This is a genomic window from Mediannikoviicoccus vaginalis, assembly GCF_928097925.1.
Classification (GTDB): Bacteria; Bacillota; Clostridia; order Tissierellales; family Peptoniphilaceae; genus Mediannikoviicoccus; species Mediannikoviicoccus vaginalis.
In genome coordinates this window covers 315,641-335,254 of sequence record NZ_CAKMRI010000001.1, presented here as the reverse complement: position 1 = coordinate 335,254, position 19,614 = coordinate 315,641, and the positions used below count along the sequence as shown (strand labels likewise).

Genomic DNA, 19,614 nt, shown 5'->3' with positions numbered 1-19,614 from the left:
AGCACTCCTCTCGAACTTATTATTCCATTACATAACTCGAAATCTCCTTATAAATTTCTTCGCTTAATTCAGCGTTTAATGCATGTGAAATCTTTTTGTTTTTCTTTGCTTTTTCTAAACATTCCAAATCTTTACAGATATAGGCTCCCCTACCATTCTTTTTCCCAGTAGTATCAACAACTATACCTTCTTCTTTATTTTTAACTATTCGTAACATCTCACCCTTAGGTTTATTTAAACCACAGGCAACACATTTTCTCATAGGGATTTTTTTAGTCTTCATTATTTAAAAATTCCTCTTGGTCTTCATCATTGCCTTCAACAAAATCCTCTTCTATTTCATCTGAATCAGGATTCAAAATAGATTCAATATATTCTTTTTCTTCAGGAAACTCTGGTTCCAATTCACGCGATTCCATTTCGTCAATATATTGTTCAAATCCTTTTATATCAACTTTCCAACCAGTAAGTTTTGCAGCAAGCCTTGCATTTTGTCCTTCTTTACCAATTGCCAGTGACAACTGGTCATTAGCAACAATCACTCTTGCTACTTTCTCTTTTTCATCGACAAAAACTTTCTTAACCTCTGTAGGGCTTAAGCTGTTTGCTAAAAAGTTCTTTATATCTTTGTCCCAAACTACAATATCTAACTTTTCACCATTTAGTTCATCCACAATGTTTTTAACTCTGCTTCCTTTAAATCCTACACAAGCTCCAACTGGATCTACATTTTCATCCTTTGCAAAAACTGCAAGCTTCGTTCTTGATCCTGCTTCCCTTGCAATTGCCTGAACCTCTACAATGCCTTCAGTAATTTCTGGTATTTCAAGCTCTAAAAGTCTTTTTACTAATCCAACATCAGATCGGGATAGGATAACTTGTGCGCCCTTTGTTGTGTTTTTTACTTCTTTTATGAAGAATTTATATCTAGAGTTTAAGTTATATGATTCTCCAGGTATTTGTTCTTCGTAAGGTACAATACCTTCAACCCTTCCTAAATCAACATATAAAATTCCTCTGTCAATTCTTTGAATTAAGCCTGTTACAATTTCCTTTTCTCTATCTATAAATTCATTATAGACAATATCTCTTTCAGCATCTTTAATCTTTTGAATAACTATGTTTCTTGCAGTTTGAGCTGCAATTCTTCCAAAGTCCTTAGGCGTTACTTCAATGGAAAGTTCATCGCCTATTTCTATACTTGAATTAATCTTTCTTGCTTCAAGTTCTGATATTTGAGTAATAGGATCTTCAACTTCTTCAACTACCTCTTTTATGGAATATGTTTTTATTTCTCCAGTTTCTTTATTAATATTAACTGTAACATTTGCATTTTCATCAAAGTTTTTTTCATAACTCTTAATCAAAGCTTTTTCTAAAGCCTCGATTATTACATCTTTCGAAACCCCTTTTGTTCTTTCAATTTCTTTTAGGGCATCAATAAATTCTTTGTTCATTTTTTCTCCTATTAAAATAATGATAATCTTACGGTAGAAATAGTTTCCCTATCCAATTCTTCTACCCCTTTTTCAGTTTCAACTTTTAATATATTTTCATCATAGCTCAAAAGCTTTCCTATTAAAGTCTTTTGTCCTTTATGGGAGCCATAGAATTTAATTTCTACATTTTCTCCTATATTTTTTTCATAATCTTTCTCTTTCTTAAAAGGTCTATCAATTCCTGGAGAAGAAACTTCGAGGAAGTAAGAATCTTCTATAGGATCTAATTCGTCAAGCTTTTCGCTAATTAAATTACTTACTGTTTCACAGTCTTCTATGCTTACACTTCCATTATCTTTGCTAATATAAACTCTTAATATATTTCCAACAGGCTCTTTAACATATTCAATCTCATATAATTCCAAACCTGATTGTATTATTAGTGGTTCAAATTCTTTTTCGCAAAGACTGAGTAAATCTTTTTTTCTCATATTCCCTCCCTTAACTAAATAAATAAGAGCGGGACAACCCCACTCCTATCAATTCCACTATCTTAAGTTAATTATATCAAGATTTGCTTAATATTTCAACCTTTAGTATTTTCTATTAAAAATCTCCGAGTAAATAAAAGCTTCTTTTGGATTAAATTTAAAATCGCTTTTGTTATTTTCTGTTTTTACATCATCATTTTCATCTAAAGTGTCTTTTACATCTTCAATAACAAGTTCCTTATCCCTATTAACCTTTTTTGGTTTATCTGGAATATTTAATTTAGCAGATTCTTTCTTCACATCTACTTTTTTATTTTTCTTGCTATTTGAGATTTCTTTTTTCACCACTTTTTTTGAACTTAAATCTCTAACTTCAGGATCCTCTCTTTTTTTATTCTTATCGGGATAAGTATATGTTTTTTTCTTAGATTTATTTTTATATACTTTTTTTTGATTATCCAAATAGATAACTAGAATGATAATAAAAATTAGAAAAAGCATTATTTTTTATCCTTTTCATTAGTTCCTGTGTCATATCCTGAAATAGAATTTCTCATTTTTGTATCAGCATTTATATTTTCCATTTTATAATAGTCCATGATTCCAATGTTGCCATTTTCTAATGCCTTTGCAATAGCAAGTGGAATTTTCGATTCCGCTTCAACAACTTTAGATCTCATCTTTTTAATTTCTGCAAGCATTTCCTGTTCAGAGGCAACTGCCATGGCTCTTCTTTCTTCCGCCTTAGCTTGTGCAATTCTCTTATCAGCTTCAGCTTGATCTGTTTGAAGCTTTGCACCAATATTTCTTCCAACGTCTACATCTGCAATGTCTATGGATAAAATTTCATAAGCTGTTCCTGAGTCCAAACCCTTAGTTAAAACCATTTGCGAAATAGAATCAGGATTTTCTAAAACTTGGCTATGGCTTTTTGCAGAACCAACAGTTGTTACAATACCTTCTCCAACCCTTGCAATAATGGTCTCTTCACCGGCTCCACCAACTAATCTGTCAATATTTGCTCTAACAGTAACCTTAGCCTTTGCAATGACTTCAATACCATCCATTGCAACGGCAGATATTAGTGGAGTTTCAATTACCTTTGGATTTACGGAAACTTGAACTGCTTCTAAAACATTTCTACCTGCAAGGTCTATTGCGGCACCTCTGTCAAAGTCTAGAGGAATTTCTGCCCTTTGTGCAGCTATTAATGCGTCTACCAAAGTATTTACATTACCACCTGCAAGATAGTGTGCCTCTAGTTGGTTAGCATTTAAATTAAGTCCTGCTTTAGTTGCTTTTATTAGTGGATTTATTATCCTGCTTGGTGATACCCTTCTTAGTCTCATTCCTATAAGTGTAGATATTTTGATTTTAACCCCTGCAAAGAATGCAGTAACCCATAGTCCTACAGGTACAAATGTAAAAAATAGGGATAATAAAACTAAGACTATTACGATTGTTAAAATTAATGATACGTTTCCTGGCATTAAATTATTTCCTCCTTAACTACTATTTTAAAACCTTCTATTTTATAAACCTTGATTGGTTTATTAGCTTGAATAAAGTTACCTTCAGTTATTGCATCATATGTCTCTCCATCAATTGAGATTTTTCCTGAAGGTCTTAACATACTAAGAGATGTTCCTGACTTTCCTAAAAGTTCTTTTCTGTCATTACTTGTATGAGACGAAATATCATCTTGTAATATAATTTTATTAAATGCATTACTTCGAAATCCCATTTTTAATATTATCACAAAAACTAAAAGTCCTATAACTCCAGAAACAGTTATTGAAATTAAACTTATGGTAGGGTCACTCATTGCATTGTATAGTGCATATAGAATAAATCCTATTCCCAATATTCCCGGAATGCCAAATCCAGGTATAAAAATTTCAAAAACTATAAATACAACACCGATTAAGAACAATATTAGTTCCAATAAATTGGTGTAACCCATTCCTATATTTCCCATGAAAAATAGTACTAGAGAAATAATGGCAAATCCTACTCCTAAGCCTTTTAAGTTGAAAAATAACTCAAATATTATAAGTAAAGTTGCTAGCGTTAAAAGTAAAGTTGAAACAAAAGGATTTGCAAAAAAAGCAAAAACATCATTAAAAGAATTCGCCTTCAATGGAGTATTTATAAAAATACCTTTAGAAGTCTCTGAGGCTAATGTTAGAGTTTTTGAAAATAAAATTAAAGTAAATAATAAGCTTGAAATAGATATACGTTTTTTCATACATACCTCCTAATTATTTATACCCTCCACATATAAAAATAAACAAAAAAATACCCAGGACAATCCCGGGTATGCGGTGTTAAAAACCTCTTCTTACTTTTTTTCTTTTAGCTGCTTCTGATTTCTTTTTTCTTTTAACGCTAGGTTTTTCATAGTGTTCTCTTTTTCTGTATTCAGATAACACGCCTGATCTAGCACATTGTCTTTTAAATCTTTTTAAAGCACTTTCTAAAGATTCATTTTCACCAACTCTGATTTCTGGCATAGGTTTCCCCTCCCCTCTTGTATAAAGAGTGCTCATATTGAGCAGAACACTTTAATATTATAACTTAAGAATTATTATATTGCAACATTTAGCCTGGTGGCCATTGTAAACTTCTTCCTGCCAATACATGGAAGTGAATATGATTTACAGATTGACCTCCATCTTTTCCGATGTTATTTACAATCCTATATCCATCTTTATCAAATCCTTTGTCTTTAGCTAATTTATTTATTACACAAAAGATGTGACCAATTATTTCCTTATTATCTTCATTTATATCATTGGCTGATGATATATGCTCTTTGGGGATAACCAAAAAGTGTATAGGAGACTGAGGATTAAGGTCATTAAAAGCAATAACTGAATCATCTTCATAAATAATAGCTGATTCAATTTCTTTATTTGCTATTTTACAAAAAATACAATCCATTATTTCACCTCCTATTATCTAATTATACCAAATACTTCACTATTTTGTACATTTTTATATTCGATACTTAGAATTTCATTAATCATTTTATCGTCTTCAAGAATATTTACTCTGGTATAATTTGTAGCATATCCTGATATATATCCATCGAAGTCTGATTTAGATTCAAATAGAACTTCAAAAGTTTTTCCAATTAAGCTATTTAAATATTTATTTGAAACCTCTTGGCAAACTTCGGATAATTTTGTACTTCTATATTTTTTAACGTCTCCAGCTATTTGATTTTTCATCTTAGCAGCCCTAGTACCTTCTCTAGGTGAGTATTTAAAAATATGAACTTTTGAAAATCCTATTTTTCTTACAAAATTACAGGTCAATTCAAAATCTTCTTCTGTCTCTTCTGGAAAACCTACGATTATATCGGTAGTTATACCTGCATTTGGGAAAAACTTCCTTATAAGTTTTACTTTGTCTTCATATTCTTCTGTGGTATATTTTCTATTCATAAGTTTTAAAATCTTATTAGATCCATTTTGAAGTGATAGATGGAAGTGATCACAAAACTTTCCTGTTTCCTTTGCTCTACTTAAGAATTCTTCTGTTATAAGTCTTGGTTCTATAGAACTTAATCTTATTCTTTTAATACCTTCTACCTTGCTGATATCTTCTATAACATCAATTAACGAAATATCCTCTTCAAAGTCAATACCATATGACGCAACATGAATACCAGTAAGTATAATCTCTTTATAGCCACGAGAAGAAAGTCTTTGAGCTTCTGTTATTATTGATTTAATATCTCTTGATCTCACAGGTCCCCTTGCATATGGAATAATGCAGTAAGAGCAATACTGATTACAGCCTTCTTGAATTTTAATATAGGCTCTTGTCATTTCAGATTGATTGTAAATTTCAAGCTCTTCAAAGTCTCTATTATTTTTTATTTCATCAACTACATTAATTACTCTTTTTTCTGTAATTGCTCTTTCACAGGCGTCTACTATTTGTGATTTATTGTTTGTGCCAAGTACTACATCAACACCATCGATTTCAGAAACTTCTTCTGGCTTAATCTGAACATAGCATCCAACCATGGCTATGATTGCATCTTCATTCAGTTTTTTCACCTTTCCTATGGCTTGCCTAGATTTTCTGTCGCTTTGGTTTGTAACGGTACATGTGTTTATAACAAAGATGTCACTATATTCACCATGGGGAACAACTTCATATCCCCTACTTGTGAAAAGTTCCGTCATAGCTTCTGTTTCATATTGATTTACTTTACATCCCAGTGTTAAAAAGCTTACTTTTTTCATCCTTTACCTTTCTAATTCATAGCCTATTATAGATAATAAATTTAATGACGCAGTTTCTGTTCTTAAAATTCTTTCTCCAAGCAAAACGGAGTTAAATCCTTTTGAAACTAAATTGTCAACTTCATTCTTTGAAAAACCGCCCTCAGGTCCAATCACAATGGATATTTTATTGTACTCATTTAAGTTTTTCAAAACTTCTCTAATAGGCAAGTAAGATTCTTCATACGCTAAAATACCTAGTTCTCCATCTTCAAGCTCTATTTCATTTAAATTTATTGGAAAATCTATTTTTGGTATACTATTTCTCTTTGACTGCATCGCTGCCGCTTTTATAATTTTTTCATATCTTTCTTGTTTTTTATTATAACTTTTTGCTTTAAACTTAACTATTGTTCTTTCTGATTCGAAGGGAACTATTTCATCTACCCCAAGTTCCACAGATTTTTGTATGATTAATTCAAATTTATCAGACTTGGGCATCCCTTGATATAATTTTATAGAAACATCTTTATTTTTTAATTCAGTTTTTTCTAATATCTTAGTCAAAATAGAGTCGCTTTTTATCTCTGTAATTTCATTTATATATTTATTTGCTTCTGATATTAGCTCTAATTTTTCTCCTACTTTAAGTCTCAGTACGTTTTTTCCATGATGAAAATCTTCTTTTTCAACTATTTCTATAAAATTATCATCAATTATATTTGACTCATCTATGAAAAATCTAAACATCTTTTTTACCTATAATTCCAGTCCATTCTCCCATATCTAAATCTTTAACGATATTAAAACCTTGCTTCTTTAATTCGTCAATAACCAAATCTTTCTTTTCAATTATAATTCCTGAAACTAACATCAATCCACTATGGTTTAATTTATCATAAGCATCAGGAATCAAGTTTATTATCACATCTGGTAGAATGTTTGCAATAATTAAATCATAATTATCTTTCGAAGTGTTTAGTAAGTCACTTTCCATAACTTCTATCTTATCAGCACAGTTATTTACTTTCACGTTTTCTCTTGCAGTTTTAATTGATAATGGATCAATATCAAGGCCGAGTACATGCTTTGCTCCTAATTTAGCGCAAGCGATGGCAAGTATACCCGAACCAGTTCCCACATCTGCAATTTCTTTATCCTTTAAATCTATTCCTTCTAAAAGCTTTAAGCAAATAGCAGTAGTTTCATGACTTCCTGTACCGAATGCCATTCCAGGATCAATTTCAAGAATTATTTTATCTGCATCAGCTTTATATTCTTCCCAGCTTGGAACAATTACAAATTTTTCTCCCACTTCAAGTGGCTTGAAAAACTTTTTCCATTCCACAGTCCAATCATAATCCTCGCATCCTCTTTTATAATCCGTTTCTATTTCAGATGATAGGCTTTCTAAGCTCTCAATAAGATTTAAAATTCTATTTAAATTTTCTTCATTATCTTCTAAGTTAAACTTGATAAATAATAATTCTTCTCCAATCCTTAAATCATTATCTATTTCCACCCAGTATGGTTTAGTTTCTTCAACTTCATCAACGGTTCTATCATCTACTACTTCAAAAGAATATACTTCATTTTCATATAGGTAATTATAAATTAAATCTTCGTATTCATATGGAGATTTAAGGCTAAAATTTATCCATTTCATATTTCAAACTTCTCCTTGATTTTCTCAAATAAAGACTTTTTGTCTTTATGTTGTTTTAAATCTATATCTGAACCATCTGCAAGCTCTTTTAATAGCTCTTTTTGCTTACTATCTAAATTCTTAGGGGTTATTACAACTACTTCAAAATATAAGTCGCCTCTTTTACCCTCTTTGTTATTTAATTTTTGAATACCTTCATTTTTTAATTTAAATACTGTTCCAGTTTGAGTTCCTTCCGGTATAGTATATTTTTCAATACCATCTATTAAAGGTATTTCTATATCTGCTCCAAGGGCTGCTTGTGAGAAACTTATAGGCATTTTGAAATATAGATCATAGCCCCTTCTTTCAAAAAGTTCATGCTCTTTTACCTTGATGATTACATAAAGGTCTCCTGAAGGTCCACCATTATGCCCTGCATTACCTTCTCCTCTTAAGTTAATTACAGAGTCATTATCAACTCCTGCAGGTATATCTATGTTTATAGTCTTTGTCTTACTTACTTTTTTCTTTCCTTTACAAGTTGGACATTTTTCTTCTATTACTTCACCAGTTCCATGACATTCGTCACAAACACTAGTTCTTACAAATGTTCCAAAAGGAGATTGCTGTTGGTACCTTACTTCACCTGTTCCATGACATTTAGGACACACTTTAACTTTACTTCCCTTTTTAGCTCCAGTTCCGTCACATTTAGGACAACTTTCAGTCCTTCTAAATGAAATTTCTTTTTTTGCACCAAAGGCCGCTTCATTAAAATCTAAATTGACAACAGTCTGTAAGTCTTCGCCTTTTTGAGGATAGTTGCTTCTGCTTTTTGAAGAAAATCCTCCTGAAAAAATATCGCCAAATATATCTCCGAATATATCTGAAAGGTCAAAGTTTATATCTCCAAAGCCTCCACCTGCTCCGTTAAAAGCAGCTTCGCCATACATATCATACTTTCTTCTATTTTCATCATCAGACAAAATAGCATACGCTTCATTTATCTCTTGTAATTTTTCTTTTGCATCTTCATTGTCAGGATTTAAATCTGGATGATATTTTTTGGCAAGTTGTCTATATTTCTTTTTTAACTCATCCTTAGTAAAGTCCTTTTCAACACCTAAAACCTCATAAGGGTTTCTCATTTAAAATTACCTCCATAATAAAATATTAAATCTTCCTTTAAAAGATTTAATAACTCAAAAATTCTCTAATTATCTTATCATAATATAGTTTAAAAAGAAAACAAGGACAGAGGAAATCTCTGTCCCTATTGAATATTATTATTTGTCTTCTTCATCCTCATCTACAACTTCGTAATCTGCATCAACTACATCATCGTTATTACCTTGAGCTTCTCCTGCATTTGCATCTGCATTTTGTGCATATAGTTTTTCAGACATCTTGTAAAGTTCTTGAGTAAGATTTTCAGTTTTAGATTTAATTTCTTCAGCATCTTCAGAAGTTAAAGTATCTTTAAGTTCTTTTATCTTATCTTCAATTGCTGATTTTTCATCTGCACTTACCTTATCTCCCAAGTCCTTCATTGTCTTTTCTGTTTGGTAGATTACAGATTCTGCATTATTTCTATTTTCAATTAATTCTTTTTTCTTCTTATCTTCTTCAGCATACTTTGCTGCATCATCAACCTTTTGTTGTATTTCTTCATCTGATAATTTAGTTGAAGATGAAATTGTCATCTTTTGTTCTTTACCTGATCCTAAGTCCTTTGCAGTAACATTTACTATACCATTTGCGTCGATATCAAAAGTTACTTCAATTTGAGGTACTCCTCTTGGAGCTGCAGGTATGTCAGCTAATGTGAACTTACCTAATAAAGTGTTGTCAGCAGCCATTTCTCTTTCACCTTGAAGAACTACTACTTCAACATTGGTTTGTCCATCTGCTGCAGTTGTAAATACCTGACTCTTCTTAGTAGGTATTGTAGTATTTCTTTCTATTAACTTAGTTGTAACTCCACCAAGTGTTTCAATACCTAATGATAATGGGGTAACATCAAGTAATAGTAAGTCTTTTACTTCTCCACTTAATACTCCACCTTGAATTGCTGCACCCATAGCAACACATTCGTCAGGGTTAATATCCTTTTGAGGATCTCTACCTATCAATTTCTTTACTGATTCTTGTACAGCTGGAATTCTTGTAGAACCACCTACAAGTAAAACAGATTCGATGTCTGATGCTTGTAATCCAGCGTCCTTTAATGCTTGTTTAACAGGATCAATAGTCTTTTCAACTAAATGTTCAGTTAACTCTTCAAACTTAGATCTGCTAAGGTCCATATTTAAATGAGCAGGAACTCCATTAACTGCAGTTATAAATGGTAAATTTATATTTGAAGATAGAGTTGTTGATAGCTCTTTCTTTGCCTTTTCAGCTGCATCTTTAAGTCTTTGTAGAGAAGTTGGATCTTGTCTTAAGTCAATTCCATTTTCCTTTTTAAATTCTTCTGCTAAATAATCTATAACAGCGTTATCAAAGTCATCTCCACCTAGCTTGTTATTACCTCTTGTAGAAAGAACTTCAAATACTCCGTCACCTACTTCAAGAATTGAAACGTCAAATGTTCCACCACCAAGGTCATAAACCATTATCTTATGTTGGTCATGGTCTTTGTCAAGTCCATAAGCTAACGCTGCTGCTGTAGGCTCATTTATAATTCTTCTTACATTTAAACCTGCAATTTGTCCAGCGTCTTTTGTAGCTTGCCTTTGGCTATCTGTAAAGTATGCAGGAACTGTAATAACTGCTTCAGTAATCTTTTCACCTAAAAAGTGTTCTGCATCTGCCTTTAACTTTTGAAGTATCATTGCAGAAATATCTTCAGGATTTAAATGCTTGCCATCGATATCTACTTTATAATCTGAACCCATATGAGTCTTTATTGATGAAATAGTTCTGCTAGGATTTGTTATAGCTTGTCTCTTTGCAGTTTCACCAACTAATCTTTCGCCATCTTTAGTAAAAGCAACTACAGATGGTGTTGTTCTATTACCTTCTACGTTTGTAATTATACTAGCTGATCCACCTTCCATTACGGCTACAGCTGAGTTTGTTGTACCTAAGTCGATTCCAATTATTTTTGACATAATATACCTCCTAATTATTCAGAAACTTTGACCATGCTTGGTCTAATAACTTTCCCGTTTAAAATATATCCCTTTTGGAATGTTTCAATAATATTACCTGACTCTACGTCTTCGCTTTCTTCCATTAGAATTGCTTGATGGAAATTGTGATCAAATGGTATGCCATCCGATTCTATTTCTTCAAGCCCTTCTTTTTTCAAAACTTCTTTAAAATTTTTTATTATTATATTTATTCCTTCAGAATATTCTGAAGATTCCATATGATTATATGCTCTCTCAAGGTCATCTATAACCGGCAGAAGTTTCATAATCAAATCTTCATTAGCCAGTTTAACCGACATCGATTTTTCTTTTTCAATTCTTTTTTTATAGTTTGAAAAATCTGCCTGTAGACGAGCCAGCGATGAACTTAAACTTGTATTAGCATCTTTAAGTAATTCAATTTCAGACGTTAATTCAGCATCGATAATCTCTTCTTGTTCTACATTGTCAACCTGCTCTTCAACCTCATCTTCAATATTGACTTCATTTTCTAAATCAATATTTTCATCTTTAATATCCTTCTCTTTAGACTCCATAGAATACCTCCTTTATAAACTAATCAGCTTCCATGAAATATTGTACAAGCTTGAAATATTTTTTCTATAATCAGATCTTAACGGAGATAACACTCCTATTTTAATCTTATAAGCATTGTCTAATATCAATTCAGTAAGCACCAAACTATTTTTTGATAGCTCTTCAAGCCCTATTTCCTCTCCAACAAAAACTTCTATATGATTATTCAATTTCTTGTTCAGAATTCTCTTTATTTCAGACTCACTATTAAGTAAGTTTAAAAAGGATTTTAATTGAAAAAAATCATTATACTCTGGCATCTCTAAAACATTCATCAAGCCAGTTACCTTTGTCTTAATATCATTTATTCCCCTATACTCCTTATTGATGAAATAAAGAAAATATTGAATTAAATCTCTATTCAAAGCTGAACTTACAAGTTCATCTAATTCTTCTGCCGTCAACTCATCTTGAGTGTTAATGCTTAAGATTTTGTTTAGCAAGAAATTTATTTTCTTTAAATCTGAGCTACTAATTTCGAAGTCAACATTAAAAACCTTACTCGAAACTTCTAAATTATCCAAAACAAAAACAATAACATATGTTTTTGAAGTTATATTAATTATTTCAAGTTTTTTAATTCTTGGTTGATTAAATCTTTCTAAAGATGAAATAACCACAGAATTTGTTGACTCTGAAAGTATGTCGCATGCTAAACTTAAAGCGTTCTCTCCTTTAATTCCCGATCTTTCACTTCGAACTGTTAATGAATTTGTCTTTTCGTCTGATTTTTTTTCATTAAATTCATTTAACAATTCATGTGCATAATATCTATAAGCCAACTCAGAAGGGATTCTTCCAGAAGAGGAATGAGCTTTTTCTAATAGACCAAGTTCTTCTAAATCGCTCATTTCATTTCTTATAGTTGCAGCAGATACTCCTAAATCAGAATTTTTTGAAATGGTTCTTGATCCTACAGGAGTACAACTTTCCAAATATTCATTTATGATAAATTCCATAATATGTTTTTTTCTCATATCAATGTCGGAATAGTTCATAAAATCAAATCCTTTCTTGATTAGCACTCACTAACCTCAAGTGCTAATATTATGATAAAACAAAAAAGATCTTTTGTCAACATTAAATCAAAAGATCTTTAAAAAATTTATTAGATATGTCAAAACCATAATCTGTAAAGGCTATTCTATCATCAAAAACCCTTATCAAATTATTTTTTTCGTAACTTTTTATTAGCTCTGTGTTGTCTTTCCATATATCATAATCAAACTTCTCTGCTAACTCTTTTGTAGACACACCTTCTATAAGTCTCATATTCATAATAATCTTTTCAAAAAGTCTATCTTCATTACTTAGATTGTCTATAATCTCAGTGGGAGCATCTTTTTGTTTAATTGAGTTTATATAATCTTTATATCGATGATGATTGGTATACCTTATACTGCCATCGTAACCACTAGCTCCTAATCCAAAGGCTGCGTAGGGCAAAGTATGCCAGTATTTCAAATTGTGCTTTGATTCAAATCCAGGTTTAGAAAAATTTGATATTTCATATTGATAAATACCAATATTTTTCAAGAAGCTAATAACTTCATGGTAATATTTTCTATTTGCATCCTCGCTTGGCAAATTTAAATTTCCTTTTTTAAATTCAAAATTAAATCTAGTATTCTCTTCAATTATAAGATCATAATAAGATATGTGATTCACATCTAAATCTTTAATTATACTTAGGTCGTTTAATAGACTATCTTCTCTTTGTCCAGGAAGTCCCATAATAAAATCTAAACTTATATTTTCAACTCCAAGAGCTTTGAGCTTCAATATATTTTCATAAGCAATTTCGCCTGTATGAAGTCTACCTAACTTTTTTAAAATAGAGTCGTTAAATGTCTGTACTCCCACAGAAAATCTATTTATCCCACAGTTTAAATAGTCTTTCACTTTATTTTCTTCAAGATATTCTGGATTACATTCTATGGTGTACTCTATTTCTTCAGAAATATTAAATCTAGATTTTATTAATTTGTCCAACTGAATAATCTTTTCACTTGGTACGTAATTAGGTGTACCGCCACCTAAGAAAATTGTATCAAACTCAAAACCCTGCCAATCCATTGATAATAATTTTATTTCTTCAAAAAGATAATAGAAATATTCATCAATTCTCTTATCTTGATATGGCATGGTGGAAAAGTCACAGTAGTAGCATTTAGATGCACAAAATGGAATATGGATATATAGTCCAGCTTTATTTGCTAAATTATTTGTCTTCGTCATATTTTAATACTGCAAGGAAAGCATTTTGAGGAACTTCAACAGATCCTATTTGTCTCATTCTTTTCTTTCCTTCTTTTTGTTTTTCAAGCAGTTTTCTCTTTCTTGAAATATCTCCACCATAACATTTTGCAAGAACGTCTTTTCTAAGTGCTCTAACAGTTTCTCTTGCAATTATTTTAGATCCAATTGAAGCTTGAATAGGTACAGCAAATTGATGCCTTGGAATTTCATCTTTAAGCTTTTCAACTATAACTCTCGCTCTTTCATAGGCCTTGTCTCTATGAACAATTAGAGAGAAGGCATCCACAAGTTCCCCGTTTATTAATATATCAAGCTTATCAAGTTGAGATTGTTGATATCCCTTAAATTCATAATCAAGAGAAGCATAACCTCTTGTTTTTGACTTTAACGCATCAAAAAAGTCATATATAACTTCATTTAGAGGCATTATATAGTTTATGTTTACTCTTTTTTCGTCAAGATATTCCATATTCAAAAAAGTTCCCCTCTTATTTTGGCATATCTCCATAATAGCACCAACATAATCTGTTGGAGCCATTATATTTGCATCGACGATAGGTTCCTCCATGTACTCTATCTCCGAAGGATCAGGTAAGTTAGAAGGATTTTGTATTGTAAGCATCTCCCCAGCCTTGGTCATAACATTGTAAATAACTGAAGGTGCAGTAGCAATAATATTTAAATCAAACTCTCTATCAAGTCTTTCTTGTATTATCTCCATATGAAGAAGTCCTAAGAAACCACATCTAAAACCAAAACCTAGGGCTTGTGATGTTTCCGGCTCAAATACCAATGATGCATCATTTACTTGTAATTTTTCCAAAGCTTCCCTTATGGCATTATATTCTTCGCCTTCTGCAGGATAAATTCCACAGTAAACCATAGGAGTTACATCTTTATATCCTGGTAGTGGAATTTTTGTAGGATTGTCTGCAGAAGTAATTGTGTCCCCTACCTTAGAATCCCTTACATTTTTTATAGAAGCAACTACAAATCCAACATCCCCAGCGCTAAGTTCTTTAACTGAAACAGGTCCTCCTGCAGTATAGCCAACTTCAGTAACTTCAAATGTCTTACCTGTGGACATCATCTTAATGTCCATTCCCGGTTTAATAACACCATCAAAAACTCTTACATATGACACAACTCCTTTATATGAATCATAGTATGAGTCGAAAATAAGGGCCTTTAAAGGATCGTTGTCATCGCCAACTGGAGCTGGAACATTCTTTACAATATCTTCTAGAACTTGGTCTATATTTGTTCCTTCTTTTGCAGAGATTTGTGGAACACCTTCAGTATCAAGACCAATGATATCTTCAATCTCCCTCTTTGCAAAATCAATGTCTGCTGATGGTAAATCTATTTTATTTATTACAGGAAGAATCTCTAAGTCTTGGTCCAAGGCAAGATAAACATTGGCAAGGGTTTGTGCTTCCACTCCTTGACTTGCATCAACAATTAAAACAGCCCCTTCACAAGCCGCTAAACTTCTTGAAACCTCATATGAAAAGTCCACATGGCCCGGTGTGTCTATTAAATTTAAAATATAATCTTCCCCATCTTCTGCTCTATATTTTAGTTTAATAGCCTTTAACTTAATGGTTATACCTCTTTCCCTTTCAAGATCCATGCTATCAAGAACTTGTTCTTCCATTTCTCTCTTAGTAAGGGTGCCTGTGTTTTCTATTAGCCTATCGGCTAAAGTTGACTTTCCATGGTCAATATGTGCAATAATACAAAAGTTTCTGATATTAGATTTTTTTATATTCATTTAATACCTCATCTCTATTTTAATTACCTTCTTTCTAATGCAAAGGTAATTTCTTTAAATTATATACATTTTATCATAATCTTTGAAATCAAGAACATTATAACATAATTTAAACACAGTGAACTAATTTAACATGGCTATTAGTAGTATAGATATTTTTTACATAAATTTATAAGCATTTAAAAATTTACACGAAAATCCTGGAGAAAAGATAAAAAAATTTAAAATATGAACTATATCTTGAACTTTCCATAATAATTATCTTGATTTTTACCATTTGCTATATTATAATAACAATGTTATGTGCAGGAGGTGAAACAATGGCAAATATAAAATCAGCTATTAAGAGAATTGAAGTTACTAAGAGACAAACTCTTGAAAACAAATCTAGAAAGTCAGAAATCAAAACTTATACTAAGAAGTTTGAACAAGCTATAACTGACGAAAATTTTGACGAAGCAGAAAAATTATTGAGATTGATTGATAAAAAATTGAAGAAAGCAACTACAAAAAATATCATACACAAGAATACAGCTTCAAGACATGTAAGTAGATTAGCAAAAAAATTAAATGTTGCAAAATAATACATTTAGTAAAGAGATAATGGTTTCATTATCTCTTATTTAATGTCTTTTTTTAGGTGCATAGATTTAGAATATAGTTTTCAACCTGTGCCCTTGGTTTAATTGGCCTTGATTTTAGTCCAACCTCTAAGTCATACGAACTATTAATGGCCTCTTTTAAATCCTTATAAGTCCAAGAGTTTGTGTATCTTTCTATCTTTTTAAGTTCGAAATTTGATATGCCATACTTTTTTGTTATTTGAATATTATTCATTCCCCTGCGTCTACATTCTTTTATTATTAAGATGTTTCTAATAGTTCTTAAAATCATATAAAATATTCTAAAAGCGTCATCATTATCATCCATTAATGTATTATAAATCAACAAGGATTTTTTCAATGATTTTTCTAATATGCTATCCGTTAGATTAAAAATGTTATATCCTGAAATCTTAGTTAAAGTATCTATAATATCTTTATCGGAAGCATTTAAATCTAAATTTTTTATTTTATCTAGCTCGTTGTTTAAATCGAGCAATGTCATCTTCAACTCAGCAATCAAGTATCCGCTATTGTCCGCAATATAATTAATCAGCTTAATATTGTCCGCTTGTTTAATGCCTAAATAGTTCGATATATATTTCATTAACTCCGGTCTATTTAGTTTGTTAACTACCTTTATATCTCCAACTTCTTTGAATTTTTTTAAAAATTTACCATTAAATAATTTCTCAGTTGATGAATTTATTATTAAGTAGGTTGAAGGTGGTACATTATTAATTATATTAGCTAATTCCTCAAAAACTGTTTTATATTTAGAAATTGCTCCTTTATCTAAGGGCATATTCTCAATTATTACAACTTTATTATCACTCATTAGAGGCAAAGTCTGTAAACTATTATATAATTTTTCAGTTTCTAAGTCTTCAAATTCAAATTTTGAAACATTAAAGTCATAAAAACTTTTATCTACTAATTTGTCTATAATGTCTTTTGAATGCTTTTCTATTAAAAAGCTTTCGCTGCCATGTATTAAAATTATATTTCTAATTTTAAACACCTCTCTTCTTCTAGAAATATTTTTCTACTAAAATATAGCAATAGAAAGTAATAAATAAAGCTTAATTTTTTATCTACTGAAAGTATTTTTTCTTTGACATATTCTGTGGAGTCATAACTTTTCATATAATTTTCGTAAAAATCTATATAACAATTTCCTGAAATATCTGTTCTAAACGTCCTAATCTTGTTATCATTTAAGTACTTTATAATATTTACATCTGGGTGGTTATAAGAATTGTACTCACCAACAGAAATAAGCGCTATCTTAGGGCTCGTTTTTTTATAAAACTCTTCAGAATATGAATACTTAGATCCATGGTGGGCAATTTTCAAAATATCCACGTCAATATTTTTATCAAGTAAGCTCTCTTCAAGTTCTGAAGTAATGTCTCCTGTAAAAAGCACTTTAGCACCATTTATGTCTACCAAAAGAACTAAAGAGTTATCATTTTCTTCTCTATCATTAGATGAATTTAAAACTTCTATCTTTAAGTCACCTTTCTTTAGTATATCATCCTTTTTTAATTCTACAGAATTGAAATCTTTTTTAATAAAATCATTATAAAGATATTCAGTACTGTCTATATGGGAATACACAGGTGTTTTAGGAAATTTTTCCATTATAAAACCAATGTTACCAATATGATCTTTATCTAAATGGGACAAAGATATTCCATTTAACTTCTTCACTTTTTCATAGGACAAGTTATCGAAAACTATTTGAGAGTTATCTCCTTCTTTAATTTTTCCGCCAGTGTCTATTAAATAATTTTCGTCATTATATCTTAGTAAAAAACAATCCCCCTGCTCTATATCAATCATCGTAAGAGTTCCTATTGGCCTTGTACTATTTAAAAGTATATTAAAAATAAATGTGGTAGAGGAAAGTAGTAAAATTACTTTTGCATTTTGTTTTAAGAGCTTTTCATATTGAAATTTATCGTAATAAATCATTATTATTACAGCTATAACACAAAAATAAAGCACTACATTTTCCATATTAAAGCTTAGTTCCACTTTACTAAATCCATTATCAGGAGTAAGCGCCTTCATTACATATTCTGAAATTTTGAAAACAAAATCAATTATGTACTTCAGTAAGCTTCCAAATATAGGCAACCTTGCAAGTAGTATATATGGAATAAACAAGTACAAAACAATTGTTAAAATGGGAACTACAAATAAGTTTCCCAGGAAAACAAAGTAGGAAAAACTTTTAAAATAATACAATTGCAGTGGAAATATTAGTGTATTTACCGAAACAATTAAGTAAATTAAATTTGTAATTGAACCATCCTTTTCGTTCTTGTTTTTTATTATAGGATATATAATTTCCATTGCTGTAACTGCAAGAAACGAAAATTGAAATCCTATATCAAAAATTGAAAAAGGATAAACCAATATTATTATAAGGGCTGAAATTGCAATTGTCTTCTTTCTATCTTCTGGAATCATTGTTAAGTATGAAATTACACTAATAAGCAAAAATAAAAATGCTCTAAATGATGAGAAAGGAAAATCTATAAGGTGGCAATAAAAACCTACAAATAAAACAGATATAACTTTCCTTATCTTCATATCTATACTTAAAAGCCTTAAGCAAAACATTATGCTGGAGTAGATTATCATAATATGAAATCCACTAATTGCAAGAATATGTGAAATTCCTAAATCTCTATATTCATCCTTTATCTCCATATTAATAATATTTCTTCCCGTTGATGCAGAATATAAAAAGTTAGAAAGATTTCCGTGAAAGTTCGAAGCTCTAGATTTTATAAGTTCATCAAAACCTCCCTGCCACTTCAATAATATTTTCTCAGAAACTCCTTCTTTTGAAATTTTATTTGCATAGCAATAGGAATGTAAATCTTTGGCCATTAAGTAATTATAGAAGTTAAATCTTCCTGGTATCTTTTTGTTTTTTGGTATGTATAACTTTGTGCTAAATTTTACTCTATCACCTATTTTAAAACTTTCTTCACCTTTATAATATACATAAATATTAGGTCCTTTTTTATTTCCATCTAATAATACGTCTTTTATATAAAGGGTTGTAGAATCTTCTTTTTCAATTGCCTTTGTTACTACGCCATCAATATAAAAGAATTTATTATCTAAGGCATAATTAAAATTATTTTGAAGAATGTTATATCTGTATAGGCATAGTACTCCAAGAATTATTCCAAGGGATATATATGTTAGATTTTTATTTGAAAACAAAAATATACCTAGGCTTATGGCAAAGGCTGATATATAAAACAATTTATTGATTTCAAAAAAATACCCAAAAAACATGGTTGTAATAACTATTGCCAGTATGATTATAGAGTTATATTTCTTCATTTTTTGCTCCAAATTATTATATCAATTCAATTATATAATAAATTTGAGAATATTAAAAAATTG

General features: G+C 30.5%; 21 protein-coding genes. 2 read left to right on the top strand and 19 right to left on the bottom strand.

Annotated elements, in window-relative coordinates; translation table 11 throughout:
* Positions 1-19 precede the first annotated feature (19 nt).
* The 6 genes from rnpM to L6651_RS01640 form a co-directional block, all read right to left on the bottom strand.
* Entirely contained in the window at positions 20-283 is a 264-nt protein-coding gene (gene rnpM / locus L6651_RS01665) for an RNase P modulator RnpM (RefSeq protein WP_237036325.1), read from the bottom strand.
* Complete coding sequence (nusA, locus tag L6651_RS01660) at positions 273-1,457, bottom strand: transcription termination factor NusA (protein WP_237036324.1); 1,185 nt, start codon at positions 1,455-1,457, stop codon at positions 273-275. The genes rnpM and nusA overlap by 11 nt, the downstream gene beginning before the upstream one ends.
* A gap of 11 nt (positions 1,458-1,468) precedes the next feature.
* Entirely contained in the window at positions 1,469-1,930 is a 462-nt protein-coding gene (locus L6651_RS01655) for a ribosome maturation factor RimP (RefSeq protein WP_237036323.1), read from the bottom strand.
* Positions 1,931-2,032: 102 nt separating this feature from the next.
* Positions 2,033-2,431, bottom strand: coding sequence for a hypothetical protein (locus tag L6651_RS01650; RefSeq protein WP_237036322.1), 399 nt, complete (start codon positions 2,429-2,431; stop codon positions 2,033-2,035).
* Positions 2,431-3,420: a flotillin-like protein FloA gene (gene floA, locus L6651_RS01645; protein WP_237036321.1), complete on the bottom strand. Its 990-nt coding sequence runs from the start codon at positions 3,418-3,420 to the stop codon at positions 2,431-2,433. Before floA ends, L6651_RS01650 begins: the two co-directional genes overlap by 1 nt.
* The gene (locus L6651_RS01640; RefSeq protein ID WP_465221312.1) at positions 3,420-3,980 is read right to left on the bottom strand and encodes an NfeD family protein; all 561 of its coding nucleotides are present in this window, start codon (positions 3,978-3,980) and stop codon (positions 3,420-3,422) included. The genes floA and L6651_RS01640 overlap by 1 nt, the downstream gene beginning before the upstream one ends.
* On the opposite strand from L6651_RS01640, the gene L6651_RS01635 reads away from it, so the two are divergent.
* Positions 3,931-4,191, top strand: coding sequence for a hypothetical protein (locus L6651_RS01635; RefSeq protein ID WP_237036319.1), 261 nt, complete (start codon positions 3,931-3,933; stop codon positions 4,189-4,191). The genes L6651_RS01640 and L6651_RS01635 overlap by 50 nt on opposite strands.
* A 66-nt stretch (positions 4,192-4,257) precedes the next feature.
* Here the strand turns inward: L6651_RS01635 and rpsU are convergent, their stop codons facing one another.
* From rpsU to lepA, 11 genes are all read right to left on the bottom strand, one after another.
* The gene (rpsU, locus tag L6651_RS01630) at positions 4,258-4,443 is read right to left on the bottom strand and encodes a 30S ribosomal protein S21 (protein ID WP_237036318.1); all 186 of its coding nucleotides are present in this window, start codon (positions 4,441-4,443) and stop codon (positions 4,258-4,260) included.
* 88 nt (positions 4,444-4,531) lie between these two features.
* Positions 4,532-4,873: a histidine triad nucleotide-binding protein gene (locus tag L6651_RS01625; protein ID WP_237036317.1), complete on the bottom strand. Its 342-nt coding sequence runs from the start codon at positions 4,871-4,873 to the stop codon at positions 4,532-4,534.
* 14 nt (positions 4,874-4,887) lie between these two features.
* Complete coding sequence (gene mtaB / locus L6651_RS01620) at positions 4,888-6,189, bottom strand: tRNA (N(6)-L-threonylcarbamoyladenosine(37)-C(2))-methylthiotransferase MtaB (RefSeq protein ID WP_237036316.1); 1,302 nt, start codon at positions 6,187-6,189, stop codon at positions 4,888-4,890.
* 3 nt (positions 6,190-6,192) lie between these two features.
* Positions 6,193-6,918: an RsmE family RNA methyltransferase gene (locus L6651_RS01615; RefSeq protein ID WP_237036315.1), complete on the bottom strand. Its 726-nt coding sequence runs from the start codon at positions 6,916-6,918 to the stop codon at positions 6,193-6,195.
* Positions 6,911-7,834 (bottom strand): 50S ribosomal protein L11 methyltransferase, encoded by a 924-nt coding sequence (gene prmA / locus L6651_RS01610; RefSeq protein ID WP_237036314.1) that lies wholly within the window; start codon positions 7,832-7,834, stop codon positions 6,911-6,913. The genes L6651_RS01615 and prmA overlap by 8 nt, the downstream gene beginning before the upstream one ends.
* Positions 7,831-8,964: a molecular chaperone DnaJ gene (gene dnaJ, locus L6651_RS01605; RefSeq protein WP_237036313.1), complete on the bottom strand. Its 1,134-nt coding sequence runs from the start codon at positions 8,962-8,964 to the stop codon at positions 7,831-7,833. The genes prmA and dnaJ overlap by 4 nt, the downstream gene beginning before the upstream one ends.
* A 138-nt stretch (positions 8,965-9,102) precedes the next feature.
* Positions 9,103-10,929, bottom strand: coding sequence for a molecular chaperone DnaK (dnaK, locus tag L6651_RS01600; RefSeq protein WP_237036312.1), 1,827 nt, complete (start codon positions 10,927-10,929; stop codon positions 9,103-9,105).
* Between the two features lie 14 nt (positions 10,930-10,943).
* Positions 10,944-11,507 carry a nucleotide exchange factor GrpE gene (gene grpE / locus L6651_RS01595; RefSeq protein ID WP_237036311.1) on the bottom strand — a complete coding sequence of 188 codons (564 nt, stop codon included), beginning with the start codon at positions 11,505-11,507 and terminating at the stop codon, positions 10,944-10,946.
* A 12-nt stretch (positions 11,508-11,519) separates the two neighbouring features.
* Complete coding sequence (hrcA, locus tag L6651_RS01590) at positions 11,520-12,572, bottom strand: heat-inducible transcriptional repressor HrcA (protein WP_237036310.1); 1,053 nt, start codon at positions 12,570-12,572, stop codon at positions 11,520-11,522.
* A gap of 55 nt (positions 12,573-12,627) precedes the next feature.
* Positions 12,628-13,785: a radical SAM family heme chaperone HemW gene (hemW, locus tag L6651_RS01585; protein ID WP_237036309.1), complete on the bottom strand. Its 1,158-nt coding sequence runs from the start codon at positions 13,783-13,785 to the stop codon at positions 12,628-12,630.
* Positions 13,769-15,580: a translation elongation factor 4 gene (gene lepA / locus L6651_RS01580; protein ID WP_237036308.1), complete on the bottom strand. Its 1,812-nt coding sequence runs from the start codon at positions 15,578-15,580 to the stop codon at positions 13,769-13,771. The genes hemW and lepA overlap by 17 nt, the downstream gene beginning before the upstream one ends.
* A gap of 320 nt (positions 15,581-15,900) precedes the next feature.
* On the opposite strand from lepA, the gene rpsT reads away from it, so the two are divergent.
* The gene (rpsT, locus tag L6651_RS01575; protein ID WP_237036307.1) at positions 15,901-16,164 is read left to right on the top strand and encodes a 30S ribosomal protein S20; all 264 of its coding nucleotides are present in this window, start codon (positions 15,901-15,903) and stop codon (positions 16,162-16,164) included.
* Positions 16,165-16,216: 52 nt separating this feature from the next.
* On the opposite strand, the gene holA is transcribed toward rpsT, so the two are convergent.
* Positions 16,217-17,203, bottom strand: coding sequence for a DNA polymerase III subunit delta (gene holA / locus L6651_RS01570; RefSeq protein ID WP_237036306.1), 987 nt, complete (start codon positions 17,201-17,203; stop codon positions 16,217-16,219).
* A complete protein-coding gene (locus L6651_RS01565) occupies positions 17,182-19,551 on the bottom strand; it encodes a DNA internalization-related competence protein ComEC/Rec2 (RefSeq protein WP_237036305.1) in 2,370 nt (789 codons plus the stop codon). Before L6651_RS01565 ends, holA begins: the two co-directional genes overlap by 22 nt.
* Positions 19,552-19,614 lie beyond the last annotated feature (63 nt).

Excerpts from the sequence above, each read along its gene's own strand:
- rnpM (WP_237036325.1), bottom strand. The coding sequence starts at position 283 with ATGAAGACTAAAAAAATCCCTATGAGAAAATGTGTTGCCTGTGGTTTA.
- nusA (WP_237036324.1), bottom strand. The coding sequence starts at position 1,457 with ATGAACAAAGAATTTATTGATGCCCTAAAAGAAATTGAAAGAACAAAA.
- L6651_RS01655 (WP_237036323.1), bottom strand. The coding sequence starts at position 1,930 with ATGAGAAAAAAAGATTTACTCAGTCTTTGCGAAAAAGAATTTGAACCA.
- L6651_RS01650 (WP_237036322.1), bottom strand. The coding sequence starts at position 2,431 with ATGCTTTTTCTAATTTTTATTATCATTCTAGTTATCTATTTGGATAAT.
- floA (WP_237036321.1), bottom strand. The coding sequence starts at position 3,420 with ATGCCAGGAAACGTATCATTAATTTTAACAATCGTAATAGTCTTAGTT.
- L6651_RS01635 (WP_237036319.1), top strand. The coding sequence starts at position 3,931 with ATGGCAAATCCTACTCCTAAGCCTTTTAAGTTGAAAAATAACTCAAAT.
- rpsU (WP_237036318.1), bottom strand. The coding sequence starts at position 4,443 with ATGCCAGAAATCAGAGTTGGTGAAAATGAATCTTTAGAAAGTGCTTTA.
- L6651_RS01625 (WP_237036317.1), bottom strand. The coding sequence starts at position 4,873 with ATGGATTGTATTTTTTGTAAAATAGCAAATAAAGAAATTGAATCAGCT.
- mtaB (WP_237036316.1), bottom strand. The coding sequence starts at position 6,189 with ATGAAAAAAGTAAGCTTTTTAACACTGGGATGTAAAGTAAATCAATAT.
- L6651_RS01615 (WP_237036315.1), bottom strand. The coding sequence starts at position 6,918 with ATGTTTAGATTTTTCATAGATGAGTCAAATATAATTGATGATAATTTT.
- prmA (WP_237036314.1), bottom strand. The coding sequence starts at position 7,834 with ATGAAATGGATAAATTTTAGCCTTAAATCTCCATATGAATACGAAGAT.
- dnaJ (WP_237036313.1), bottom strand. The coding sequence starts at position 8,964 with ATGAGAAACCCTTATGAGGTTTTAGGTGTTGAAAAGGACTTTACTAAG.
- dnaK (WP_237036312.1), bottom strand. The coding sequence starts at position 10,929 with ATGTCAAAAATAATTGGAATCGACTTAGGTACAACAAACTCAGCTGTA.
- grpE (WP_237036311.1), bottom strand. The coding sequence starts at position 11,507 with ATGGAGTCTAAAGAGAAGGATATTAAAGATGAAAATATTGATTTAGAA.
- hemW (WP_237036309.1), bottom strand. The coding sequence starts at position 13,785 with ATGACGAAGACAAATAATTTAGCAAATAAAGCTGGACTATATATCCAT.
- lepA (WP_237036308.1), bottom strand. The coding sequence starts at position 15,580 with ATGAATATAAAAAAATCTAATATCAGAAACTTTTGTATTATTGCACAT.
- rpsT (WP_237036307.1), top strand. The coding sequence starts at position 15,901 with ATGGCAAATATAAAATCAGCTATTAAGAGAATTGAAGTTACTAAGAGA.
- L6651_RS01565 (WP_237036305.1), bottom strand. The coding sequence starts at position 19,551 with ATGAAGAAATATAACTCTATAATCATACTGGCAATAGTTATTACAACC.